Origin of the sequence: Streptosporangium brasiliense (assembly GCF_030811595.1) — a bacterium.
Taxonomy (GTDB): Bacteria; Actinomycetota; Actinomycetes; order Streptosporangiales; family Streptosporangiaceae; genus Streptosporangium; species Streptosporangium brasiliense.
Window position 1 is genome coordinate 3771748 of the sequence record NZ_JAUSRB010000002.1, and the last position, 23847, is coordinate 3795594.

Consider the following 23847-nt stretch of genomic DNA (forward strand, 5'->3'; position numbering starts at 1 on the left):
GGGGCGCGCGGCCCTGGGGTCACGACTTCAGGGCCGCGCGCGCACGGGCGGCCCGCACGGCGGAGGTGAGGGTGGCGATGTCGTAGGCGCCGTGGTGCCGCCGTCCGTTGATGAAGAACGTCGGCGTGCCCGACACGCCGCTCAGGTCGGCGGAGTCGATGTCCTCGGCGACCCGGCCGGCGCCGGCGTGGCCGCGGAGGCTGTCGCGGAACCGCTCGACGTCGAGGCCGAGCTCCTCGGCGTAGCGGATCAGGTCGCGGACCCGGAGGTCGTTCTGGTTGCCGAGCAGGAGGTCGTGCATCTCCCAGAACGCCCCCTGCTCGGCCGCGGCCTCCGCCGCCTCCGCGGCGAGCTGGGCACCGGGGTGCACGTCGCGCAGCGGGAGATGCCGCCAGACGTAACGGACGTCGCCGAGGTCGGTGAGCAGCTCGCGGATGACCGGCTCCGCCTGGCCGCAGTAGGGGCACTCGAAGTCCCCGTACTCGACCACGGTCACCGGCGCCTGCCTGGGGCCGCGCAGGTGGTCGCGGTCCGGGTCGACGGGCGCGGCGAGGTCGACGATGCTCTCGGAGGTGCCCAGCAGTGCCCGGATCCGGCGCCGTTTGGGCAGCAGCGCGGTCACGCGGTAGACGACCCATGTCATGAGGGGCGCGCAGAGCGCCGCGGTGAGGATGCCGAGCTTCGCCTCCTCCAGCTGCGGACCGTCGAAGGCGAGAGTGGCGATCAGCAGGGACACGGTGAAGCCGATGCCGGCGATCGTGCCGGCGGCCGTGACGGAGGCCCAGCCGACGGGCGGGCGCACGCGGCCGCGGCTCAGCCACGTCACCAGCCACGAGGATCCGATGATCCCGACCGGCTTGCCCACCAGGTAGGCCAGCAGGATCCCGATGGTGATCGGCGAGGTGAGCGCCCGCGCCAGGAAGTCGCCGCTGATCGTGACCCCCGCGTTCGACAGCGCGAAGAGCGGTACGACCAGATAGCTCACCCCCGGGTGGTAGAGCTGCTGCAGACGCTCGTTCGGTGAGATCGTCGAGGCGAGCCCCATGCTGGCCGAGCGCGCCAGCTCCGGTGTCGGCTGCTCCCGGAAGAGCCGGAAGAGGTCCGTCGCGTGCTCCAGGTCGCCGCGCGCGACCGGCGAGGCGTAGGTCAGCAGCCCCATGGCCAGGCCGATGACGATGGGCTCGACACCGGACTTGAAGAGCGCGGCCCACGCCGCCACGCCGAGCAGCGCGTAGGGGAGGCCGCGGCGCACGCCGGCGGCGCGGACGAGCAGGATCACGCCGAAGATCCCGATCGCGGCCAGCAGCGCCGGCAGCGTGATCCGCTCGCTGTAGAAGATCGTGATGACTCCGAGCGCGACGAGGTCGTCGACGACGGTGACCGTGAGCAGGTAGGTGCGCAGCCGTGCCGGGAAGCGGGACCCGAACAGCGCGAGCATGCCGAGGGCGAACGCCGTGTCCGTCGACATCGCCGCACCCCAACCGTGCGCGGAGGGGCTGCCCGCGTTGACGGTGAGATAGATCGCGACGGGCACGGCCATCCCGCCGACGCCGGCGGCGAGCGGCAGCACGAGCCGCCGCCGGTCGCGCAGCTCTCCCATGTCGAACTCGCGGCGCGCCTCAAGCCCGACGACGAAGAAGAAGAACGTCATCAGCCCGCTGTTCACCCATCCGCGCAGGTCCTGCGACACCTCGAAGCCGCCGAGGTGGATGGAGACCGGCATCCGCCAGACAGTCCCGTACGACGCCGGGCCGATGTTGGCCCAGGCCAGGGCGGCCAGCGTGGCGACGAGCAGGACCATGGCGCTGCCGGTCTCGGTGCGCAGGAACTCGCGGAGCGGAGTGCTGAGACCCTGCGTCCATACGGTCCGTCCGGAGAACGGCGGGCCCGATTCCCGTGGTTCTGTCATCCCTGACGTTATCTCCTGTCCGGCGCCGTCGCCCGGAGGCGGACTCGTCGAGCACGGGCGGGAAGGTAATGACTTCTTTTCCCCCTGTTAGTTTCCAGCGCAACACTTCCGGGGCTTTGCTGGAAGCAACCGACCATCACGTGTCTCTACTGAACGAAAAAATCCTTCAGGTGCCTCCCCCCAGCGCCGTCGGCACCCGTCCGTCATCCGTAGATCTATAGCGGCAGCCGCCTGAGACGCCTGCCGGCATCCCCCCTGAGTGGTTTTCAGGAGGTCGTTATGGCTCGCTCACGCATCGTCTTCTCCCTCTCGCTCGTCGCGGCCATCGCGCTGGTGGCGCTGGTGCTCGGAGTGGTGGGAGGCCGGGCGACGAGCTCGGCCAGCCAGGCGTCGGGCGGAGGTGCGGCCGGAGCGGCCGGCGGCAAGAAGATCGACGTGATCATCAAGGCCAGCGACTCCTCGTTCTGGCAGACGATGATCGCCGGGGCGAAGCAGTCCGGCGGGGACTTCGGCCTCAAGGTGAGCACCTTCGGTCCCACCTCGGAGACGAACATCGACCAGCAGGTGCAACTGGTCGAGAACTCCATCTCCCGGGGCGTCGACGGTCTCGTCATCGCGCCCAACTCCTCCAGCGCCCTGAACTCGGCGATCGACCGGGCGCGCAAGGCGGGCCTCAAGGTCATCACCGTGGACAGCCGCGTGACCACCCCCTCGGAGGGGTTCATCGGCACCGACAACGTCAAGGCCGGGACACAGGCCGGCAAGCGCATGTGCGAGCTGCTCAAGGCGCAGAACAAGACGAGCGGCAGTGTCATGATCGAGTCCTCCGTGGCGGGCATCCAGTCGCTGGTCGCCCGGGACTCCGGCTTCAAGCAGGGGTTGGCGAACAACTGCCCACAGGTCAAGGTGGCACTGCAGCGCTACAACAACAACGACATCAACACCGCCGCCTCCCAGGTCAACGACGCGCTGACCGCCAACCCTGAGCTGGCGGGAGTGTTCGCCGACAACAACACCTCGGGGGTCGGCGCGGCCCGGGCGATCCAGGACAACAAGGTCACCGACACCGTGCCCGTCGTGGCGTTCGACTCCGACCCGCAGGAGAACGCCGCGCTGGCCGCCGGCACCATCGACGCGCTGGTGGTGCAGAACCCCTACTTCTTCGGATACCAGGGTGTCCTGGCGGCCGGAATGGCCACGGTCGGCCGCGTCCCGCCGCGTGACATCGACCCCGGAGCGGTCGTCGCGGACAAGCGGAACATGAACGAGCCCGACGTGAAGCTGCTGCTCAACCCGCCGACGATGAAGGCGGAGTGACGGAGATGAAGGCGGAATGATGAAAGAGCCCGTCGTCGAACTGCACGGCGTCTCCAAGGCCTTCGGCCCCGTGCAGGCGCTCACCGACGTATCGCTCCGCCTGGTCCCCGGTCAGGTGAACTGCCTGGCCGGGGAGAACGGCGCGGGGAAGTCGACCCTGATCCGGGTGCTGACGGGCGCGCTGCGTCGCGACAGCGGCTCCTACGAGATCGACGGCCGGTCGGTCACCGCCCCGACGCCGGCCTCGGTGCGCGCGGCCGGCGTCCAGGCCGTCTACCAGGAGCTCAGCCTCCTGCCGCACCTGTCGGTCGCGGAGAACCTGTTCATGGGCCGTCTCCCGGCACGTAGCGGGGTCATCGCCAGGAACCGGCTGCGCGTCCGCGCCCGGGAGGCCCTCGACGAGGTCGGCCTGGCGGACCTCAGCCCGGAGGCCATCGTGGAACGGCTCCCGGCGGCCACCCGCCAGCTCGTGGAGATCGCCAAAGTGCTGACCGCGGACTCCGTCAAGGTGATCGTGTTCGACGAGCCGACCACGGCGCTGACCGAGGCGGAGTCGGAGCGGCTGCTCGAACACATCCTGCGGCTGCGCGAGCGCGGCATAGCGATGCTCTACGTGACCCACCGGCTTGAGGAGATGTTCGAGATCGGCGACTGGGTGACCGTCCTGCGGGACGGGAGCCTGTCCGAGGCGGGGCCGATCAGCGACTACGACGAGGACAAGCTGATCACCGCGATGGTCGGGCGGGAGATCAGCTCGCTCTACCCGGAGACCCACCGCAAGGCCGGGACGCCCGCGCTGCGGGTGCGGGGACTGCGCCGCTTCGAGAACTCGCCGAGCATCGACCTACACGTCGGAGCCGGGGAGATCCTCGGCATCGGGGGCCTGCTGGGATCGGGGCGCAGCGGGCTGCTGCTGTCCATCTTCGGCGCCGCCCCCATCGTGGCGGGGGAGCTGGAGGTGATGGGCAAGCCCGTGAAACCGTCCGGGCCGCGCACGATGATGAACGCCGGGGTGGGGCTGCTCACCGAGGACCGCAAGGTGCTCGGGCTGCTGCCGGAATTGTCGATCCGGGAGAACGTCACCATCGCCAGCCTGCGCAGCGGCTCCCGGCGCGGCCTGCTCCCCGGCCAGGAGCAGGTCGAGGAGGCCGACCGGCTGCTCGACAGCCTGCGGCTGCGAGCCGGTTCCTACGAGCAGCCGGTCTCGACGCTGTCGGGCGGCAATCAGCAGAAGGTCCTGCTCGCCCGCTGGCTGCTCACCAAGCCGAAGGTACTGATCTTCGACGAGCCGACCAAGGGGATCGACGTCGGCGCCAAGGGCGAGCTCTACACGGTGATCGGGGACCTGGCCGCCAAGGGGCTGGGCATCATCGTGGTCTCGTCGTACCTCCCGGAGCTGCTCGGCCTCGCCGACCGCATCCTCGTGCTGCGAGACGGCGCGGTCGCGGGCGAGCTTCCCGGGACAGCCACCGAGGAGGACGTGCTCCGCCTGGCGAGCGGCGGCGGCAGAGGCGCCGAGCCGCTGCTCCGGGAGGAGATCCCGGCGCCCCGCACGGGGGCCCCGGCGCCCCGCGAGGGGGCCCCGCGGCCGGGGGAGACGGCTCCGGTGTCCCGGGGTGGTGAGGCTCCGGCCGGGCCTGAGGGGGCTCCGGTGATCGGGGCGGCGGGTCCGGCGCCCCGCGAGGGGGCCCCGGCCTCCGGTGAAGGGACTCCGAGGCCGGGGGCGACGGCCCCGACGACCTCGGAGGGCGCGGGAGCCACGGGCCCGCCGGCCCCAGACGATCCAGGACAGGAGAGGTGAGCCGAGATGCCCAAGCTGATCTGGCGGGAACCGATCGCCACCACCACGATCACCAGCCGGCCGCCGACCGGTGAGGGGCTGGGGCCGGAGGCGGTGCCCAGGGCCAGGGAGCCGGAACCGGGACGGAAGCCGGAGGTCGAGCCCCCACGACGGGTCATCACGCTGGGGGACATCGCGGGACGGGAGAGCGGCGGACTCGTCGTGCTGCTCGTGGCGGTCGGCGCCCTCACCCTCGCCAGCGACGAGTTCCTCACCGCCAACAACCTGGCCAACCTCGCCCGGCAGGTCGCCATCTTCGGGATCATCGCGGTCGGCCAGCTCGTGGTCATCCTGACGGCCGGGATCGACCTGTCGGTCGGTTCGGTCCTCGGCCTGTCCGGCGCGACCACCGCGCAGCTCCTGGTCGCCGGCATGCCGATCTGGCCGGCGTTCCTGGTCGGGGTCGCGATCGGCACCGCGCTCGGGATCGTCAACGGCCTGCTGGTGACCTACGCGAAGCTGCCACCGTTCATCGCGACCCTGGGCATGCTCGGCATCGCCCGAGGGATCGTCCTGGTCACCACCGACGCCCAGACCATCCAGGGCCTGCCGGCCGGATTCCAGGAGATCGCCAACGGCACGATCCTGGGCATCCCCAACCTCCTCCTCATCGCCGCCCTGGTGACGGGTGTGATGTGGTTCGTGCTCTCCCGGACCGTCTTCGGCCGGTACATCTACGCGGTCGGCTCCAACCCCGAGTCCGCCCGCCTCGCGGGTGTGCCGGTGCGCATGGTCACGATCTCGGTCTACGCGATCTCGGGCATGCTCGCGGGTCTCGGTGGAGTGCTGCTGGCGTCCAGGCTGGGCGCGGGCATCCCCACCGCCGGGACGGGCTTCGAGCTCAACGCGATCGCCGCCTGCGTCATCGGCGGTGCCAGCCTGTTCGGCGCCAAGGGCAGCGCCCTCGGCGCGGCCACCGGAGCGTTGATCATGGGAGTCCTCAACAACGGTGGGAACCTCCTGGCGATCAACGCCTTCTACCTCCAGATCGCCATCGGCGTGCTCATCCTCGTCGCGGTCGGCTTCGACCAGCTGAACACCAGGAGGGCGGCCAGCAACGCCTGACCGGGGGCGCCGGCTCCCACCACGTCCGGGCGCCCGGCCGTGCCCCACCCGGAAGGACGGCCGGTCGCGCCCCGGCAAGGACGTCCGGTCGCGCCCCGGCCGGAAGGACGTCCGGCCGGGGCGGTGGGCTCACCCGGCCGCTACCACGTGACCGGGATGCGGGTGAACCCCCCGGTGAGGGAGGCCTCGCGCTCGACCAGCTCCTCGGCGGGGACGGCGAGCGCCAGGGTGGGGAAGCGCCGGAACAGGGTGCCGAACACCGACCGGAGCTCCACCCGGGCGAGGCTCGCCCCGATGCAGTAGCGGGCCGCGTAGCCGAAGGCGAGCTGCGGGTCGCCGAGCGGACGGCCGATGTCGAAACGGTCGGGGTCGGGGAAGGTCCGCTCGTCGCGGTTGGCCGCCGTCGTGGCGATGAGCACCGCCTCGCCGCGCTTGATCGCCACGCCGCCGATGCTCAGGTCCTCGTGGGCGTAACGCGGCAGGCCGTGGTTGCCCGGCGCCGCCATCCGCAGGATCTCCTCGACGGCCGGGGCCGTCAGCGACGGATCGGCGATCAGGGCGTCGCGCTGCGCCGGGTTGGCCAGCAGCAGCAGCACGCCGTAGTCGATCCGGTTGACCGTCGTCTCGTGGCCGGCGAACAGCAGCCCCGCGGCGAGGGTGGCGATCTCCTCATCGGGCGCCTCCATGGTGGCCATGTCGGAGAACACGTCGTCGGCGGGGTTGGCCCGCTTCTCGACCAGGATGCCGCGGGTGTAGTCGGCCAGCTCGTTCAGCGCCGCCTCCGCGCGGTCCGGATCGCTCAGATCCGTCATCTCGTCGGCCAGCTTCCTGAAGTGCCCGCGGTCGCCGTACGGCACGCCGAGCAGCTCGCAGATCACCAGCACGGGCAGCGGCAGGGAGAACTCCTGGCGCAGGTCCACCGGGGGCGGCAGCTCGGCCATGTGGTCCAGCAGGCCGTCGACGAGCTGCTGGACGTGTGGTTCGAGGGCGCTCATCCGGCGGGCGGAGAAGGCCGGGGCGAGCATCCGGCGCATCCGGTCGTGCTCGGCCTTCTCGGTCTCGATGTCGCCGCGCGGGCCGCCGAGCAGCACCGAGCCGGAGATCCGGGCGGCGCGTTCCGGGTCGGGGGCCGAGCGGCCGAGACGCGGGTCGGCGAAGGCCTGCCTGGCCTCCTCGTAGCCGGAGACCAGCCAGGCGATGTCGCCCGCCTGGGTGCGGACCCGGGTCACCGGCCTGACGGCCCGCAGCGCGCGGTACATCCGCGGCACCTCCAGCGGGTTGTTCCGCGCGAACGGCAGCCTCGGCAGATCGTCGCCGGTGTGGTCGCTGTGGTGGGTGATCTGGTTGTCCATGGCCGGGAGGCACCCCCAAGGCTCGACGGCAGGGCCACTTCCGAACGTTTCACCTGCAGGCGTGTTCGGCAAGAAGGCAGGGCGTCGCGTGCCCTGTCCTGCCCCGCATGTTTCGACCCTATGCGAGCCGCACCGCCGCACGCCCTCCGCCCCGCACGCTCCGGCCCCGGGCGTTCAGCCCCAGTTCGGTGTACCCGCCCGGCACGCTCCGGTCCCGCACGCTCCGGCCTCGGGCCGGTGTGCCGTGCCCGGCACGCTCCGGCCCCGGGTGTTCAGCCCCAGGCCAGTGTGCCGCGCCCGGCCCAGTAGGTCTCGGGGTCCTCGGCCAGGCCGGCCAGCCGCCCGTCGAGCTCGGCGTCCCAGCCCACCTCGGCCGCGCCCAGGTTGCTGCGGAGCTGCCCGGCCGAGACCGCGCCGCTCAGCACCACCCCGGCCCACGGCTGTGCCAGCACGGCCGCGAGGGCGAGCGCGTCGGGCGTTACCCCCCGATCGCGCGCGGCCGACGCCAGCTCGGCGGGCGCCGCGCGGGCGGTCAGCCGCCCGTTCGCCACCCCCTCCTTGACGATCACGCCCATCCCCGCCCCGTGCGCCCGGGCGAGCGCCGCGCCGGCCGAACGTTCGAGCAGGTTCCAGGTGGACTGCACGGTGTCGAACGCCCCGATCTCGACCGCCCGCGTGACCGTGTCCGCCTGGCGCGGCCCCGTCGTGCTGAGCCCGATCGCGACGCCCTCGGCCCGCAGCGCGCGCAGCCGGTCCAGCACGCCCTCGTCCTCGAGCACCCCGCTCTCCACCGTCGCCGAATGGATCTGGTAGAGCGACAGGTGCTCTCCGAGCAGCTCGCGCGTCTGGTCGAGCTGGCGGCGGAGCTGCTCGGCCGAGAGGTCCTTCACCTCGTGGTGCTCGGCGTCCATCCGCCAGCCGCCCACATAGGCGTATCCCCATTTCGAGCCGACGGTCACCGCTCCCGGGGCGATCCCCCGCTCGCGCAGCCAACCGGCGAGGAACTCCTCCGCGCGGCCGTACGAACGCGCCGTGTCGAAGTAGCGCACGCCCTCCGCCCACGCCGCGTCGAGCACGGCCCACGTCCGCGACCGCATCGTGGCGACGCCGCGGTCGTCGCCGAGGTCCTCCTCGCGTCCGAGCGTGATGTAGGCGGGGCGGCCGAGCGCGGCCAGGCCGAGACCGAGCGGCGTCACCGTCAGGTGAGTGCGGCCCAGCGGCCGTCGGACGAGTTTCTCCACCCCCACAACACTAACCAACGGGGGTGGAGTCGATCATGGGGAGCTCCCGCGACGTTCCTGGCCACGGCCCCGCGTCGGTGCCCGGGTGGCGGCGTGACCGGCCCGCCGTACCGGGTTCCCAGCCCCGTGCGTCGGCCCGCCGTACTGGGCTCCCCGCCCCAGGCGCCGGCCTGCCGTACCGAGTTCCTCACCCGGGCGTCGGTACACGGCGGTGAAGGTGTCCTACATCCCCGCCAGCCAGCTCTCGTCGTCGGTGGCATGGGCGAGCAGGCGCTGCAACAGCTCCCGCAGGGTCTCGATCTCGGGAGGGCTCATGTCGCCGAGGAAGCCGGCCTCCGCCCGGGTCAGCGACTCCCGCGTCCGGGCGAGCAGGCGCTCGGTGCCCGGGGCCAGTGCGAGCCTGCGGGTGCGGCCGGAGGAGCCCGGCAGGCGGCCCAGGTGACCGGCCCGTTCCAGCTCGCCGACCATCTCGTGCAGGGACTGGCGCGAGACGCCCAGCTGGCGGGCCAGCTCGGACATGGTGAGCTCCGGTTCGAGCTGGAGCTGCGTGAGCAGTCCGTACTGCCGCAGGGTGAGCTCGTGGGGCCGCAGCTCCTCCTCCGCCCGGCGGGAGGCCAGCGTGAAGGCGTAGGCCAGCAGGTAGGGGATGGGCGGCTTGGTCGGCGGGTGCACGTCCCAACCCTAGGCGCGGGACCAATTGTCAGGGTCCCTGACAGATTAACGTAATTCGAATCTAAGCTTTTCGAGCTTCGCGCCCGGCTCCGGCCGTGGCGCCCACCCAATCCCGCGGCAGCGCCTGTCTTCGGCATGCCCGCACACGGATCCGAGCACTGGAGGAGAGATGATCCACGCCCGTGGACTGGCCCGGCGTTTCCGGGTCAAAGGAGAGACCGTCGAGGCCGTGCGCGACCTCGACCTCGACGTCGAGAAAGGAGAGCTGGTCGCCTTCCTCGGCCCGAACGGCGCGGGCAAGTCGACCAGCCTGCGCATGCTGACCACGCTGCTCCCCCCGAGCGCGGGCAGCGCGACCGTCGCCGGATGCGACGTGCTCACCGATCCGGCCGGGACGCGCCGGCGGATCGGATACATCGGCCAGGGCAACGGCGCGGGGGAGAACTTCCGTGTCCACGACGAGCTGGTGACCCAGGGGCGCTGCTACGGGCTGCCCCGGGCGGAGTCGCACCGGCGGGCCGGCGAGCTGCTCGCCGCGCTGAACCTCGAAACGCTGGCCAAGCGTCCCGCGGGCACGCTCTCGGGCGGGCAGCGGCGCCGTCTCGATGTCGCGCTCGGACTGGTCCACCGGCCCGAACTGCTCTTCCTGGACGAGCCCTCCACCGGCCTGGACCCGCACAGCCGCGCCAACCTCTGGGAGCACATCCTGCGGCTGCGCGAGGAGTCCGGCATGACGATCTTCCTGACCACCCACTACCTGGACGAGGCCGACTCCATGGCCGAGCGGGTAATGATCATCGATCACGGGCGGGTGATCGCCGACGACTCCCCGGAGAACCTGAAGGCCGACCTGGCCGGCGACCGCATCACCGTCACCACCGGCGACGGGGCGGACGCCGAGCGGGCGGGCCGGATCGCCCGGCTGGTCCCGACGGCGCACGAGGTCACCGCCGAGGGGGACACGGTGTCCCTGCGGGTCAGGCGCGGCACCGCCGTACTGCCGGAGTTCCTCCGGTCCCTGGAGGCCGCCGGGGTGAAGGCGCTCACCGCCGAGGTCGGGCGCCCCACCCTCGACGACGTCTTCCTCGCGCTCACCGGCCGCAGCCTGCGCGAGAGCGCCCACACCCCCGAAGGAGCCTGAAGGTGAACATCGTCAGCGACACCGGCGTCGTGTTCGCCCGGGAGATCCGTCCCGAGCTGCGCAACCCCATCGGCCTCCTCTTCGGCATGATCCAGCCGCTCATCTTCCTCGCCCTGTTCGGCCCCCTCCTGCCGGGCACGCCCGGGGGCGGGCAGACCTCGCCCTGGCAGTGGTTCGTGCCGGGCATCGTGGTCATGCTCGGCCTGTCCGGCACGGGGTCGGCCGGTTACTACCTCCTGGTAGAGGGCGGGGGCGGTTCTCTGGAACGGATGCTGGTCACCCCGCTGAACAGGACCGCGATGCTGGTCGGCCGGACGATGAAGGAGATCGTCACCCTGCTCGCCCAGGCCGCCCTGATCATCGTGGTGGTGCTGCCGTTCGGCTTCCGCCCCCACCTCCTCGGCACCGTGGCCGGGCTGCTCGTGCTGGCCGTGCTCGGCGTCGGGCTGGGCTCGTTCTCCTTCGCGCTGGCCCTCGCCGCCCGCAGGCAGCCGTCGATCTTCTACGGCGTGCAGCAGACACTGCTGTTCCCGCTCATGCTCCTGTCCGGCGTGCTGCTGCCCGTGGAGAACGCCCCCTCCTGGCTGTACGGCATGGCCCGCGCCAACCCGGTGACCTACGTGGTCGAGGCGGAGCGGGCCCTGTTCGCCGGGGACCTCGCTCACCCCTCGGTGCCCTACGGCGTGGCCGCGGCCGTGGTGGTCGCCCTGGCCGGTCTCGCCGTCGGGACCCGCGGCATGCGCCGCGCGTCCCTGTGAGGGGCGGGGCACCCGTCCGGCTAGTCCTTGTGCCGCTGGTAGTAACGGGCGACGCGGACGCGGTTGCCGCACAGCGCGGGTGAGCACCAGCGGCGGCGCGGATGGGCCGGGAGGAACAGCATGCGGCAGCCGGGTCCCTCGCAGCCGCGGACCTTGGTGACCGCCGGACCGGCGAGAAGGTCGACGGCGGCCTCGGCGAGCTCGGCCAGGAGCCGGGCGCGGGAGTCTCCGGCCCTGATCACGGTGGCGGTCAGCGCGGCGCCGTCCCACGTCAGCCTCCGGTACGGCGGAGCCGCGCGCTGGGCCTCGTGGAGCGCGTCCAGAGCGGTCTGAGGCGGAGCGGCGCCCTGCCGGGCGTGCTCGACGGCCTCGGCGATGTGGCCGCGGAGCGCCCGCACCGCCGCCAGGTCGGCGTCGTCGGCCGTCTCCACCGGTGACAGCCGCCCGTCCTGGGCGAGCAGCCACTCTCGGAAGGTGTCTGGAGAGGCGAGCACGTCGAACTCGCCGTCGGGCATGTTGGCCCGGGTGTTGAGCAGATCCAGAGCGAGGGGCTCACCGGTCAGGACGTCCATTGTGCTAATGCTATTGCATCTCCACGAAACATTAGAGGGGGCTCGCCGGGCGCGCCCCGTTCCACGCAGGCGAGATCGACGATCGTCATGCGGAGGACGCCATGCCGGGCCGGGCGTCAGAAGAGCGCGGGGGCGGCGGCCGCGCTCAGCCGTTCCAGCTCGCCGGGTTCGAAGAGCCGGATCACCCCGTACTCGCCGTCGTATCCGGCCTCCCGGATCACCTCGCCGCGGCGCAGCCGGTCGACGGCCTCGCCGAGCAGCGGCGAGCGGATCCGGATGTCGTCGACGGGCACGTCCTCCAGTATCGCCAGCTCGGGTCCCAGGGCGGCGGTGAGCCTGTCGATCTCCCGCAGGACCTTCTTGCTCTTCGGCCCCACACCGAGGATCTCGCTCACGATCTCCGGCAGCGGGACGAGGCGGCGGAAGCCGGCGGCGCCGGCCGGCCGGACGCCTTCCGGCCGGTCGGCCAGGTCCTCGACCCGGCTCAGCACGCCGACCGTGAGCGGTTTCCCGCACACGGGGCAGATCCCGCCGTGCTCGCGGGTCTCCTGCGGCTCCATCCGGACGCCGCACCCGCGGTGCCCGTCGGCGTGATACCTGCCCTCCTCCGGGAAGAGCTCCACCGTGCCCGCGTGCCCGGCGCCGGTCCGCAGCGCCCGCAGCACCGCGAAGTAGTCAAGGTCGGTCTCGAACACCGTGGCCTCGCGGCCGACCATGGGCGGCGAGTGCGCGTCGGAGTGGCTGACCAGCCGGTAGCGGTCGAGGGCGGAGACCCGCCAGTTCATGGCCGGATCGCTGGACAGCCCGGTCTCCACCGCGAAGACGTGGTCGGCGAGGTCGCCGTAGCACTCCTCGATCGTGTCGAACCCGGACTTGGAGCCGAACACCCCGAACCACGGCGTCCAGGCGTGGGCGGCCACCAGGTAGGCGCCCTCGCCGCTGTTCAGGGTGATCTCCAGCAGGTCGCGGGAGTGCAGGCCGAGGATGGGCCGGCCGTCCGAGCTCAGGTTGCCGACCTGCCCGAGCCTGCGGTTGAAGGCCGCGGCCGCGTCGAAGTCCGGCATGTAGACCAGGTGATGGATCTTGCGGGTGCGCCCGCCGCTCTTGTAGACCGTCGAGATCTCCACCGACAGCATGAACCGCACCTGACCGGAGGCCAGGCCGGACGGCAGCGTGCGGAGGATGTCGCGGTCCAGGTCCTCGCGGAGCCGGAACAGCCCCGGCTCCGCCGGCACGAGCTTGTCGCGCAACTGCTCGGACCAGAGCGGATGGGTGAAGTCGCCGGTGCCCATCAGCGTGACGCCCTTGCGCCGCGCCCACCACGTCAGGTGCTCCAGATCGCTGTCACCGCTGCAGGCCCTGGAGTATTTCGAGTGGATGTGCAGATCGGCATGGAACCGCATCCACCACATTGTTTCACAGGCCCGCCGGGAACGGGCGGGCCGGGGAGGGCGCGGACCCGGCCCGCGCCCTCCGGACCTGGCCTCCTCCGATCCCGAGAGGCCGGCGGACACCCGGGGCAGGCCGGCGGGACGATCCTCCCGCAAGGCGCGCAAAATGGGATGCGGGAGGCAGGGCCGCCTGTCTATCCTTCCGGCGTGAATCTCCGCACCGAGCAGGCAGCCGACCAGCAGGCCGTACGGCATGTCCACCTCCAGGCCTTCGGCGACCACGGGAAGGTGGTGACCGAACTGGTGGATTCGCTGCGGGCGGCCGTCACCCCGCTCCAGGGACTCTCGCTTGTCGCGGAGCACGGGGGCGAGATCGTCGGCCACGTGATGTTCACCCGCGTCTGGCTCGACGCCCCTCGCCGCCTGGTGGAGGCGCAGTCGCTCAGCCCGCTCGCCGTGCTGCCCGGACACCAGGGGCAGGGCATCGGCTCCGTCCTGGTCCGCCGCGGCCTGGAGATCATGGCCGAGCAGGGGGTCCCCGTGGTGTTCCTGGAGGGCCCGCCCGCCTACTACGCACGCTTCGGATTCGGCCCCGGCGCCGGGCTGGGCTTCCGCAGGCCCTCCCTCCGCATCCCCGAAGCCGCCTTCCAGGCGGTCCGCCTGCCCGCCTACGAGCCGTGGATGACCGGGACCATGGTCTACCCCGACACGTTCTGGCGGCACGACGCCGTCGGCCTGCGCGACCCCGACGTCTGAGGGCGGCCACCGGCCGCCGGCCGTCGCGACCCCGACGCCTAGGCCGGCCGCCGGCCGTCGCACCAGGAGCGCGCCGCCGTCGCCGCTGTCCGTGCCGCGACCCGGGGGCCGCGGCACGGGCTCCGGCCGGTGGGACGGCCGGACCGGAAGGCGGTCGGCCAGGGGTCGGCGGTGCCGATGCCGTAGGAGCCGACGTCGCGCGCCTGGAGTTTCCACGTTCCAGGACCCCGTCGGGCCGTGGAGCCGGCGGCGGGGATGCCCTTGCCGGACCGGGCTGTCGGTGAAACATTGCCCGTGTAGCCATCAAGCACTTTCCGACCGACAAGGTAGGGATTATGCGGGTCATCGGGGCGGGCTTCGGCCGTACGGGAACACTCTCTCTCAAGGCGGCCCTGGAGCGGCTCGGCTTCGGGCCGTGCCATCACATGATGGAGGTGATGGGCAGGCCGGAGCAGATCCGCCGGTGGCTCGCCCTGGCCGAGGGGCGGCCGGTCGGCTGGGACGACCTGCTGGACGGCTACGACTCCTGCGTGGACTGGCCGTCCGCCGCCTACTGGCGCGAGCTCGCCGAGCACTACCCCGCGGCGAAGGTCGTCCTCACCGTGCGGGACCCCGAGCGCTGGCTGGACAGCATGAACGCCACCATCTTCAAGCAGCGCGACCGGGGCGCCACGCTCTCCGGCAGGGCGGCGCTGGGGCTTTCGTCCCTGCTGGGCACCGACTTCGCCGCGTTCGCCAAGATGACCCGCCTGACGGTCGAGAAGCGGGTCTTCGGCGGCCACGGCAGCGACCCCGGACACGCGCTGAAGACCTTCCAGGCGCACGTCGAGGAGGTCAAGTCGGTGATCCCGGGCGACCGGCTGCTTGTCTTCGAGGTCCGCCAGGGGTGGGAGCCGCTGTGCGGGTTCCTCGGGGTCCCGGTGCCCGACGAGCCCTTCCCGCGGGTCAACGACACCGCGAACTTCGCGAGGAACGCCCGCCGGCACATCGGCCCCATGCTCCTGCGGCGCAGCCGATAGGCCACCCGCCCGGGAGATCGACGGGCGGCCGGGGCGCCCCGGCCGCATCCGGTCGCTCCCGCGGCGCTCAGCGGGGCGCCGCGTCGACCCGGGTCACCGAGCCGCTGATCTCCTGCGGGTTGCGGATCAGGTTGAGGATGGGGCACACCCGTTCCACCTCGGCGTGCAGCCGCGCCAGCTCCTCGTCGGAGGCGGGCGAGGAGAGCCGCACCTCGTAGCGGAAGTTCTGCGGATACACCGGGATGTCCGTGCTGTCCGGCTGCTGGGCGCGGGGATCGTACTCGGCCTGCACGTCGACCGCGAGCGAGTCGATGGGGACGTCCAGCTCGGCCGCCTTGATCAGGAAGATGTGCGTCACACAGCTCCCCAGCACGCCGGCCTGCAGCTCCGGGGACCCGGGCCCGAGGTCGTACCCGGCGAAGTCCGGGCCGCTGTCGCTGATGATCTGGAAGTCCCGGATCCGGATGCGCCGCACCCCGCTGCGGCCCTCGGCCGTGACGTGGGCGCGCAGCGGCACCGGGCCGGCCCCGGGCGCCGCCCGCCGGGCCAGCAGCGCCGCGCGCTTGTGGGACAGGTATTCGCGGAGAGTGCTCATGGTCTGCTTTCTCGTGGCGGATGGGTTCAGCGCAGCGTCAGCGGGCCGCGCGGAGTGTCGAGCCGCGCCTGCAACGTCGCCGCGGGCCCGGCGGTCACGTCGAGGCTGACGCCGAGCGCGGCCAGGTCCCGCCGCACGGCGGCCGGGTCGGGATGCGTCGCGGTGAAGGAGACGAGACCGAGCTGCGGCAGGCCGGACGTGGCGGGGTGCGACGTACGGCCCCAGTCGATGAGGAAGGGCACCAGCCCGTCCGCCGCCGGCTCCGCCCGGCGGGTGAGCCGCCAGGCCAGCAGGGTGCCGTCCGGGGTGAGCCGGGACAGCGGCTGCACCTCGCCCGGGTCGTACCCGCGCTCGCGCGCCTGCCGTACGGTCTCCTCGATGCCGTCCGGGTGCACGGCCCAGGCCGCGAGCCGGGCCTCGGTGAGGGTCTCCAGGCCGAAGGCGCGGGGCCGCCCGGCGGGGTCCGCCGCCGGGTCCGGGCCGATGATCTCCAGGTAGGAGTCCGGGCCGAGGCCGACGAGGTAGTTGGCGGTCCCGCCGGGGTGGCTGCCCCCGGCGGCCGGGGTGACCCCGGTGCGTGCCGCGAACTCGGCGACCCCGGCCAGGAGGTCGGGCACCGCGTAGACGAGATGGTCCAGGTGTGGATCGGTCACTGTTCCGCCTTCCGGCCGGCCCGCGGCGCGGGCGAGGTGGGTTCTCCCAGCGAGAGCATGAGCCGGTTGGCCCAGTTGAAGAACGCGGCCGCGTGGAGCGCGTCGCTGATGGCGAGGTCGTCGAGGCCGGCCGCGCGGAGCGCGTCGAGGTGTTCGGCGGTGAGCCCGCCCGGGGTCTCCGCCAGTGCCACCGAGGCGTCGATGACGGCGCGCCAGCGCGCCTCCTGGGGGGCGTCGACCCCGTCGTCCAGCAGGCGCTGCACGTCGTCGAGACGCTTGGAGTGGTGCGAGGCGAACCGCGCGTGCACCGAGGCGCAGAAGACGCAGCCGTTGTGGCGCGAGGTCGCGGCGGCGGCGAGTTCGCGCTCCGCGCGGGGCAGCCCGGCGTCGGTGTTGTAGAAGATGTCGTTGTCGGTCTCCGTGCGCGCCCGCAGGATCTCCGGATCGCGGGCGAGCAGCAGGAAGTACGGCGACGCGGCGCGCCTGCGGTCGACGAGCGCCTCCCAGTGGCGCTCGCTCAGCTCCTCCTCGGTGAGCGGCGCCAGCCACGGCACCCAGCCGAGCTCCTCCTGCGTGAAGGCGTGCGGGCGGTCGATGTCGGGGTGCTGGAGCACGGCGTCGGTCATGGCTTCGGTCCCTTCCGGGCGATGTCGAGCAGCCGCAGGCCCGCGATCACGCGCACCTGGAAGCTGAGGAAGGCGACGAGCTGCGAGAGCGTCACGATCGCCGAGGTGCTCCAGCCGGCGTCGACGAGCCGCCGCAGCGCCTGGGGGCTGGACTCGCGCGGACGGAACACCAGCAGGTGCGCGTGTTCGAGGGCCGCGGCGAGCCGGCCGCCCAGCGCGGCGTGGTCGCGCACCCGGTAGTCGAGGCCCTCGACGCTCTCGGCGGCCGGCGGGCCCCCGGCGGGGTAGGCGCCGTAGGGACCGGTGGTCCGGGCGGCCTCGACCTCCCGCGCGACCGCGGCCGGCAGCTCCGCCGAGTGCTCGGCGAGCCGGTCGGCGTAGAAGCGCGCGACCACGGCGTCCCGGTGGAGCCCGGTCACGAACGCCGCGACCGCGTGGCGCTCGGCCTGGGTGACCTCACCGGGGGAGTCCGGGGAGAAGAGCGCGAGGTAGCTGCGCTGGGCGTTCTCGCGGGCGGCCGGCCGCCGGCCGCGCAGGTGGTCGACGGGGGAGCCCGGCGCGATGCCGGCCAGGCGGTCGATGATGTCGGTGCTCATGTCCTGCTCGGTCCGGTCGGGGTGGTGTGGGTGCTCATGTCCTGCTCGGTCCGGTCGGGGTGGTGTGGGTGCTCATGTCCTGCTCGGTTCGGTCTGGATGGCGGTGGTGGGATGCGGTGCCCAGCCGAGCGCGGGCGCGACCTCGGTCGCGAGCAGCTCGATGGAGCGGAGGATGAGCGGATGCGGCGGGTCGACCGAGTGCACCTGGAAGACCAGATCGGTCACCCGGTCGAGCGTCGGGTCGGCGCCGAGGCCCGCGATGACCTCCTGCGGCGTCCCCAGATGGACGTCGAAGGCGGGGATGAGCTCGTCGAGCCCGCCGTCGGGCACCGGGAAACCCGCCGCCCTGAACTGGCGGGCGGCGCGGGCCAGCCCGATCTCGGCGTGGCGCAGCGCCTCCGCGCGGCTGTCGGCCACGAAGGCCGTCCGCGAGGCCATGACCCGCGGCGTCGCCCCGGACGGCAGGTTCTCGTAGTAGGCGTCCACGATGGGCCGCTGGATCTCCGCGAGTGTCGCGTGCGGAGCGTCCTCGGGGCGCGGCTGGGTGCGCGAGAGCATGAGGCCGTTGCCGGCCCGGCCGGCGCGGGCCCCGCCGCTCACCGAGAAGGTCGCCTCCCAGACGGCGCCGGGAAGGCGCGGTGCCGGCGGGTAGAGCCTGCTGCCCCCGCCGAGGGCACGCCCCGACCAGGCGTCGAGGAGCACCGCGAGATGTTCGGCGTAGGTGGCCGAACGGGCCGCGCTGTCCTGTCCGAAGGCGGCGAACGACGACGGCGTGCCGCCGCTGCCCACCCCCACCTCCAGCCGGCCGCCCGAGAGCAGGTCGAGCACGGCCGTGTCCTCGGCGACGCGGACCGGATTCTCCAGGGGCAGCGTGATGATGCCGGTGCCGAGGCGGATGCGGCTGGTCCGCGCCGCCACGTCGGCGAGGAACACCAGCGGCGCCGGCAGCCCTCCCTCGGCCTCGTCGAAGTGGTGCTGGGCCACCCAGGCCGTGTCGAACCCGACGGCCTCGGCGTGCCTGATCTGCTCGGCGGCGAGCCGGTAGCGCTCACCGGCCGGCACGTCGTCGAGCAGGCGGGTGAAGAAACCGAGCCGGCGGCCGATCATCCTGCCGCCTCCGCGGTCGCGCCCGGGATGGCCGCCAGCAGCTCGCGGGTGTAGTCGTGCCGCGGGCCGGTGAAGACCTGTCGCGTGTTTCCGGATTCCACAATGCGTCCTTTGTTCATGACCGACACGGTGTGCGAGATCTGCCGCACCACGGACAGGTCGTGAGAGATGAACAGGTAGGTGAGCCCGAGGTCGCGCTGGAGCGCTCCGAGCAGGTCGAGGATCTGCGCCTGCACGCTCACGTCGAGCGCGGAGACCGCCTCGTCGAGCACGACCACCTCCGGGTCGACGGCCAGCGCGCGGGCGATGGCCACGCGCTGCCGCTGGCCGCCGGACAGCTCCCGCGGCCTGCGGGTGAGCACGCTCGACGGCAGGGCGACCCGGTCGAGGAGGTCGCGCACCCGGATGCCGCGCGAGGCCCGGTCGCCGATCCGGAAGTTGCGCAGCGGCTCCTCCACGATCTCGGCGACCGGCTGCCGCGGGTCGAGCGAGCCGGTCGGGTTCTGGTAGACGAGCTGGACGCGGCGGCGGAGCCCGCGCAGCGCGTCGCCGCGCAGGCCGGCCGTCTCGATCCCGCCGACCGTCACCGACCCGGAGGTGGGGTCGGCGAACCGCACGACCATGCGGGCCGTGGTCGTCTTGCCGGACCCCGACTCCCCGACGAGCGCGTGCGTCGTGCCGCGCGGCACCTCGAACGACACCCCGTCGACCGCGCGGAAGGGCCGTCTCCGGACGCGGAACTCCTTGACCAGGTCGCGGACGACGACGGCGGCCTCCCGGGGGGAGGTCTCCGGGGGCGGGGCCCGGAACTCCCGCACCGACAGCGCGGGGGCGTCGCTCAGCAACCGTCTCGTGTATCCGGCCTCCGGGGCCGCTGTCACAGCCCCCGTCGCGCCCTGCTCCTCGATCCGCCCGTCCTTCATGACGATGAGCCGGTCCGACCGGTCCGCCGCGACACCGAGGTCGTGGGTCACCAGCAGCACCGCCGTGCCGGACTCCGCGCGGAGCCCGTCGATGAGGTCGAGGATGCGCCGCTGCACGGTGGCGTCCAGCGCGCTCGTCGGCTCGTCGGCGATGATGAGCCGCGGTTCGAGCGCGATGGCGATGGCGATGAGCACCCGCTGGCGCATGCCGCCGGACAGCTCGTGCGGGAACTGCCGGGCGCGCGTCTCCGGATCGGACAGCCCGACGCGGGCGAGCAGCTCGACGACCCGGCGCGAGATCGCCCGCCGGTCGCCGCGCCGGTGGATGCGCAGGGCCTCACCGATCTGGGCGCCGACGGTCTTGACCGGGTTCAGGGAGTTGGACGGATCCTGCGGGATCAGCCCGATCTGGGCGCCCCGCACCGACTCCAGCCGGCGCGACGGCCAGCCGGCGATGTCCGTGCCGTCCAGCAGGATCCGCCCGGAGTCGACGGACCCGTTCGGCGGCAGCAGCCCGAGGATCGCGTGCGCCGTGGTCGACTTGCCGGACCCGGACTCGCCGACGACCGCCACCACCTCACCGGGTTCGACGGTGAAGGAGATCCCCTCGACCGCCTGGAGCGCGCGCGGGCCGGTCCGGTAGGAGACCGCGAGGTCGCGCACGTCGAGCAGGCTCATGGGTTCTCCCGTCCCATCGATCGGCTGATCCGGCTGGCGGCCAGCACCACCGACACCACGACGGCGCCCGGCAGCGAGGTCAGCCACCAGGAGGTCGCCAGGTAGTTGCGCCCCTCCGAGACGAGCAGTCCCCACTCAGGGGTGGGCGGCTCGGCGCCGTAGCCGAGGAACCCGAGGGTGGAGATGGCCAGGATCGCGGTGCCGAACTGCAGGGCGGCGAGCGCGATGACGGGGCCGAGCGAGTTGGGCAGCACGTGGCGTCCCAGGACGGCCGCGAACCGGCCGCCGCTGCCGAACGCGGCCTCGACGTAGTCGGTCCGCCGGACCCGGACGACCTCCGAGCGGACCAGGCGGGCGAAGGCCGCGACCGAGCCGACACCCACCGCGATCGCGACGTTGACGGTGCCGGGGCCGAGCAGGATGATCATGGTGAGGGCGAGGAGCAGGCCCGGCACCGAGAGCAGCACGTCGATCCCGCGCATGATGAGCGCGTCGAGCACGCCGCCCGTCGACCCGGCGAGCAGGCCGAGCAGCGTGCCCAGCACCAGGCCGACCCCGACCGCGACAGACGCCCCGGACAGGGAGTGGACGGCCCCGTACACCACGCGGGTGAACAGGTCGCGGCCCACGGCGTCGGTGCCGAACAGGTGGTCCGGGCCGGGGCCCCGCAGTTTCTCCGCCGGGACGCCCGCGATCGGGTCGTCCGCGGTGAACAGTCCGGGCACGACGGCCCAGAGCACGACGACGGCGATCACGAGCCAGGCGAGCACCAGGCCCACGTCCGGACGGCGGGATGCGATCCTCATGCGGCCGCACCGACCTTCGCCTTGAGCCGCGGGTTGAGCACCGGGAAGAGCAGGTCGACCACCAGGTTGACCAGCACGAAGACGGCGGTCGCGAGCACGACGACGGCCAGCATCACCGGCGTGTCCTGCGCGTTGACCGCCTGCTCGGTGAGGCGGCCGACGCCGTTGCGGCCGAAGACCGTCTCGGTGACGACCGACCCGGCGATGAGCTCGCCGAAGGTCAGGCCGGCGATCGTCAGCGTCGGCGGCAGCGCGTTGCGCGCCACGTGCCGCCACAGGATCCACCGGCGCGAGGCCCCCTTGGCCGCGACGACCGGGACGAACGGCTGGCTCTGGACCTGGTCGAGGCTGCGGGCCAGCACCTGCGCGATCGGCGCCGAGATCGGTATGGCCAGGGTCAGGACCGGCAGGATGAGCTGCTGCACCCCGTCGCCCCCGATGACCGGCACCAGCTTGAGCCGGAAGGAGAACACCTGGATCAGGAGGATGCCGAGCCAGAAGGCGGGGATCGAGACGCACAGCGACGGTACGGCCAGCAGCGCGCCGCGGACCCAGTCCAGCCGGGTGTGGCTCGCGGCGAACGCGATCAGCACGGCGATCAGCACGGCCAGGGTGAACCCGGCGGTGGCCAGCCCGGCCGTCTCCGGCAGCGCCTCGGCCAGCCGCTCGACCACCGGCGTGCCCGTGTCGACGGAGTAGCCGAAGCCGCCGCGCAGGAAGCCGAGCATCGTGTGCAGGTAGCCGGTGATCGCGGGCGCGTCGTCGCCGTAGTAGGCGCGGATCTCGGCGATCTGCGCGGGGGACAGGCCCAGCTCGGGGTTCTGGAACTTGATCAGGATCGAGTCGCCCGGCAGGATCTGCAGCAGCACGTAGCTGACGGTGAAGGCGGCCCACAGCACCAGGACCGCCTGTCCTGTCCGCAGCAGGAGATATCTGGTCATCGGCCTGTCTGATCCGACAGCCAGACCGAGTAGAAGACCGGCCGGGCGACCGCCTCGAAGGTGACGCCCCGCACGTACGGCGCGGCGCCGTACACCTGCGGCTCCTCGAACAGCGGGATCGCGTAGCCCTGGTCGACCACGTAGCGCTGGATCTCGGCGACCTTCGCGTTGCGCGCGGTCCTGTCGGCGGCCGCGGACTCCTGCTCCAGCAGGCGGTCCAGTTTGGGGTCGTCGGAGAGGATGACGTCGCGGTTCTTGGTGTGGAAGTGGCTCTTGATCACGTCCTGGTCGGCACGGCCGACCATGGAGTGCGCGATGGCCGTCTTCTCCGCGTTCTTGATGTCCACCGCCTGCGTGCCGGCGTCGGCGGGCCGGATCTCCAGCTTCACGCCGATCTTGGCCCACTGCTGGGCGACCAGTTCGAGCGTCTGCTTCGACAGCGGCTGCGGGCCGGAGACGAAGACGCCCAGCGTCAGCTCCCGCCCGTCCTTCCGGCGGACGCCGCCGGCGCCGCGGGCCCAGCCGGCCTCCTCCAGCAGCGCGTTGGCCCTGTCCGGGTCGTAGGCCAGCTTCCCGGACAGGTCGACGTAGCCCTGCGCCAGATGGCTGAGCACGGAGGTCGCGACCGGGTAGCCCGGGGTGAACAGGGTGTCCACGACCTCCTTGGCGTCGGTGCCGGCCTGCAGCGCCCTGCGGACCTTGACGTCACTCAGGATGCTGTTGGCCGGCCGCAGGTAGAGGCCGTTGTTGACGCCCCGGGTCGGTTCCGCGTAGACGGTGAAACCGGCGTTCTTCACCGTCTCCTCGTCGTACGCCTGCACGTAGCGCACATAGTCGGCCTGCCCGGAGGTCAGTGCGCCGACACGCACGTTGTCCTCCGGCGTCACGATCATCTTGACCGCGTCGAGGTAGGCGCGCCCTTGGTGCGCCGAGGACGCCGGCGCCCAGTCGTAGTCCTTACGGACGGCCAGGTCGATCTCCTTGTCGACGACCTGGCGGGCCACGGTGAACGGCCCGGAGCCGACGATGTTCTTGAGCTGGCACTGCTCCTCGTAGGGGCGCGAGATCGTCGACTTGGCCACGAGGCCGGCGCCGACGACCGAGGTGCCCTGGAGGAAGCCGGGGGAGGGCTGCTTGAAGAAGAACTTCACGGTGCGCGGGTCGACGACCTGGCTGCGGTCGTAGTTGTTCACGAACTCGGCCGGCGGCAGCTTCAGGTCCGGGTCGCCGAGGCCGTAGACGTCGAAGTTCGCGGCGACGGCCGACGCGTCGAGCGGGCTGCCGTCACTGAAGGTCACGCCCTCGCGGAGGTGGAAGGTGTATTCGGTGGCGTCGGCGTTGACCTCCCAGGAGGTGGCGATCCACGGCTCGATCTCCAGCGTCTTGGGGTTCTGCCAGGTGAGCTTGTCGGTGAGCTGGTTGAGCACGCCGCCGTTCGGGTAGAAGCCCGCGGCCGGCAGGTAGAGGCAGGTCGGTGCCTGGTGCTCCAGGTATGTCAGCGTGCCCCCGTACACCGGTCCGCCGGAGGCCTTCGCGCCGCTGGGCGCGCTCTCCCCGCCGCAGGCGCCGAGGAGCCCCACGGCGGCGAGCACGGCGGCGCTCGCCATCGCTGTGGACCGCAGTCTGGATGATGGCATGGGGTTATCGCCCTTCATGAGCAGGAGACCTTTGTGAACGGGGGCGGGCGGTCGGCCGTACGGCACCGCCACGCGGCGGCCGGCGGTGCCGGGGACGCGAGGGGAGGGGGATCGGAGGTGGGAGTGAGAAGAGAAGCGAGAGAAGAGAAGCGGCAAGACAGGCAACAAGAGAAGGGAAGCGAGAAGAGGAGAGGGGCGCGGCGGCAGCGGACGGCCGGCGGTCTGCCGGACTCCGGGACCCGCGGGGCCTCA

Annotated in this window: 22 protein-coding genes; 7 read left to right on the plus strand and 15 right to left on the minus strand. The window is 72.4% G+C overall.

Annotated elements, in window-relative coordinates; all coding sequences use genetic code 11:
* Positions 1-19 precede the first annotated feature (19 nt).
* A complete protein-coding gene (gene nhaA / locus J2S55_RS26035) occupies positions 20-1909 on the minus strand; it encodes a Na+/H+ antiporter NhaA (RefSeq protein ID WP_306865942.1) in 1890 nt (629 codons plus the stop codon).
* A gap of 279 nt (positions 1910-2188) precedes the next feature.
* On the opposite strand from nhaA, the gene J2S55_RS26040 reads away from it, so the two are divergent.
* Genes J2S55_RS26040 through J2S55_RS26050 form a run of 3 tightly spaced genes read left to right on the plus strand, consistent with a single transcriptional unit; the run spans position 2189 to position 6131 of the window.
* Entirely contained in the window at positions 2189-3226 is a 1038-nt protein-coding gene (locus J2S55_RS26040; RefSeq protein WP_306865944.1) for an ABC transporter substrate-binding protein, read from the plus strand.
* A 16-nt stretch (positions 3227-3242) separates the two neighbouring features.
* The gene (locus tag J2S55_RS26045; RefSeq protein ID WP_306865946.1) at positions 3243-5027 is read left to right on the plus strand and encodes a sugar ABC transporter ATP-binding protein; all 1785 of its coding nucleotides are present in this window, start codon (positions 3243-3245) and stop codon (positions 5025-5027) included.
* Between the two features lie 6 nt (positions 5028-5033).
* A complete protein-coding gene (locus tag J2S55_RS26050; protein WP_306865948.1) occupies positions 5034-6131 on the plus strand; it encodes an ABC transporter permease in 1098 nt (365 codons plus the stop codon).
* A gap of 140 nt (positions 6132-6271) precedes the next feature.
* Here J2S55_RS26050 and J2S55_RS26055 read toward each other — a convergent pair whose 3' ends face one another.
* The 3 genes from J2S55_RS26055 to J2S55_RS26065 form a co-directional block, all read right to left on the minus strand.
* Complete coding sequence (locus J2S55_RS26055; protein WP_306865949.1) at positions 6272-7483, minus strand: cytochrome P450; 1212 nt, start codon at positions 7481-7483, stop codon at positions 6272-6274.
* 272 nt (positions 7484-7755) lie between these two features.
* Positions 7756-8724, minus strand: coding sequence for an aldo/keto reductase (locus J2S55_RS26060; protein WP_306865952.1), 969 nt, complete (start codon positions 8722-8724; stop codon positions 7756-7758).
* A 222-nt stretch (positions 8725-8946) separates the two neighbouring features.
* Complete coding sequence (locus tag J2S55_RS26065) at positions 8947-9396, minus strand: MarR family winged helix-turn-helix transcriptional regulator (protein ID WP_306865954.1); 450 nt, start codon at positions 9394-9396, stop codon at positions 8947-8949.
* A 169-nt stretch (positions 9397-9565) separates the two neighbouring features.
* Between J2S55_RS26065 and J2S55_RS26070 the strand changes: the two genes are divergently transcribed.
* The gene (locus tag J2S55_RS26070) at positions 9566-10537 is read left to right on the plus strand and encodes an ATP-binding cassette domain-containing protein (protein WP_306865957.1); all 972 of its coding nucleotides are present in this window, start codon (positions 9566-9568) and stop codon (positions 10535-10537) included.
* Positions 10538-10539: 2 nt separating this feature from the next.
* Complete coding sequence (locus tag J2S55_RS26075; protein WP_306865960.1) at positions 10540-11295, plus strand: ABC transporter permease; 756 nt, start codon at positions 10540-10542, stop codon at positions 11293-11295.
* A 20-nt stretch (positions 11296-11315) separates the two neighbouring features.
* Here J2S55_RS26075 and J2S55_RS26080 read toward each other — a convergent pair whose 3' ends face one another.
* Complete coding sequence (locus J2S55_RS26080; RefSeq protein WP_306865963.1) at positions 11316-11867, minus strand: CGNR zinc finger domain-containing protein; 552 nt, start codon at positions 11865-11867, stop codon at positions 11316-11318.
* Between the two features lie 116 nt (positions 11868-11983).
* Positions 11984-13270 (minus strand): endonuclease Q family protein, encoded by a 1287-nt coding sequence (locus J2S55_RS26085; protein WP_306865964.1) that lies wholly within the window; start codon positions 13268-13270, stop codon positions 11984-11986.
* A gap of 195 nt (positions 13271-13465) precedes the next feature.
* On the opposite strand from J2S55_RS26085, the gene J2S55_RS26090 reads away from it, so the two are divergent.
* Positions 13466-14014: a GNAT family N-acetyltransferase gene (locus J2S55_RS26090; protein WP_306865967.1), complete on the plus strand. Its 549-nt coding sequence runs from the start codon at positions 13466-13468 to the stop codon at positions 14012-14014.
* Between the two features lie 335 nt (positions 14015-14349).
* Entirely contained in the window at positions 14350-15033 is a 684-nt protein-coding gene (locus tag J2S55_RS26095; protein ID WP_306865970.1) for a sulfotransferase family protein, read from the plus strand.
* Between the two features lie 67 nt (positions 15034-15100).
* On the opposite strand, the gene J2S55_RS26100 is transcribed toward J2S55_RS26095, so the two are convergent.
* The 9 genes from J2S55_RS26100 to J2S55_RS26140 all read right to left on the minus strand — a co-directional run bounded on the left by J2S55_RS26100 (position 15101) and on the right by J2S55_RS26140 (position 23565).
* Positions 15101-15628 carry an OsmC family protein gene (locus J2S55_RS26100; RefSeq protein ID WP_306865973.1) on the minus strand — a complete coding sequence of 176 codons (528 nt, stop codon included), beginning with the start codon at positions 15626-15628 and terminating at the stop codon, positions 15101-15103.
* 26 nt (positions 15629-15654) lie between these two features.
* Complete coding sequence (locus J2S55_RS26105; protein ID WP_306865977.1) at positions 15655-16281, minus strand: VOC family protein; 627 nt, start codon at positions 16279-16281, stop codon at positions 15655-15657.
* Positions 16278-16907, minus strand: a complete 630-nt coding sequence (locus tag J2S55_RS26110; RefSeq protein WP_306865979.1) for an alkylhydroperoxidase domain protein — start codon at positions 16905-16907, stop codon at positions 16278-16280. Before J2S55_RS26110 ends, J2S55_RS26105 begins: the two co-directional genes overlap by 4 nt.
* Positions 16904-17503, minus strand: coding sequence for a CMD domain protein (locus J2S55_RS26115; RefSeq protein WP_306865981.1), 600 nt, complete (start codon positions 17501-17503; stop codon positions 16904-16906). The genes J2S55_RS26110 and J2S55_RS26115 overlap by 4 nt, the downstream gene beginning before the upstream one ends.
* A 72-nt stretch (positions 17504-17575) precedes the next feature.
* Positions 17576-18610, minus strand: a complete 1035-nt coding sequence (locus J2S55_RS26120; RefSeq protein ID WP_306865982.1) for a putative FMN-dependent luciferase-like monooxygenase — start codon at positions 18608-18610, stop codon at positions 17576-17578.
* Complete coding sequence (locus tag J2S55_RS26125; RefSeq protein ID WP_306865984.1) at positions 18607-20211, minus strand: dipeptide ABC transporter ATP-binding protein; 1605 nt, start codon at positions 20209-20211, stop codon at positions 18607-18609. The genes J2S55_RS26120 and J2S55_RS26125 overlap by 4 nt, the downstream gene beginning before the upstream one ends.
* The gene (locus J2S55_RS26130) at positions 20208-21017 is read right to left on the minus strand and encodes an ABC transporter permease (protein WP_306865986.1); all 810 of its coding nucleotides are present in this window, start codon (positions 21015-21017) and stop codon (positions 20208-20210) included. The genes J2S55_RS26125 and J2S55_RS26130 overlap by 4 nt, the downstream gene beginning before the upstream one ends.
* The gene (locus J2S55_RS26135) at positions 21014-21958 is read right to left on the minus strand and encodes an ABC transporter permease (RefSeq protein WP_306865988.1); all 945 of its coding nucleotides are present in this window, start codon (positions 21956-21958) and stop codon (positions 21014-21016) included. The genes J2S55_RS26130 and J2S55_RS26135 overlap by 4 nt, the downstream gene beginning before the upstream one ends.
* Positions 21955-23565 carry a TIGR04028 family ABC transporter substrate-binding protein gene (locus J2S55_RS26140; RefSeq protein ID WP_306865990.1) on the minus strand — a complete coding sequence of 537 codons (1611 nt, stop codon included), beginning with the start codon at positions 23563-23565 and terminating at the stop codon, positions 21955-21957. The genes J2S55_RS26135 and J2S55_RS26140 overlap by 4 nt, the downstream gene beginning before the upstream one ends.
* Between the last annotated feature and the right edge of the window lie 282 nt (positions 23566-23847).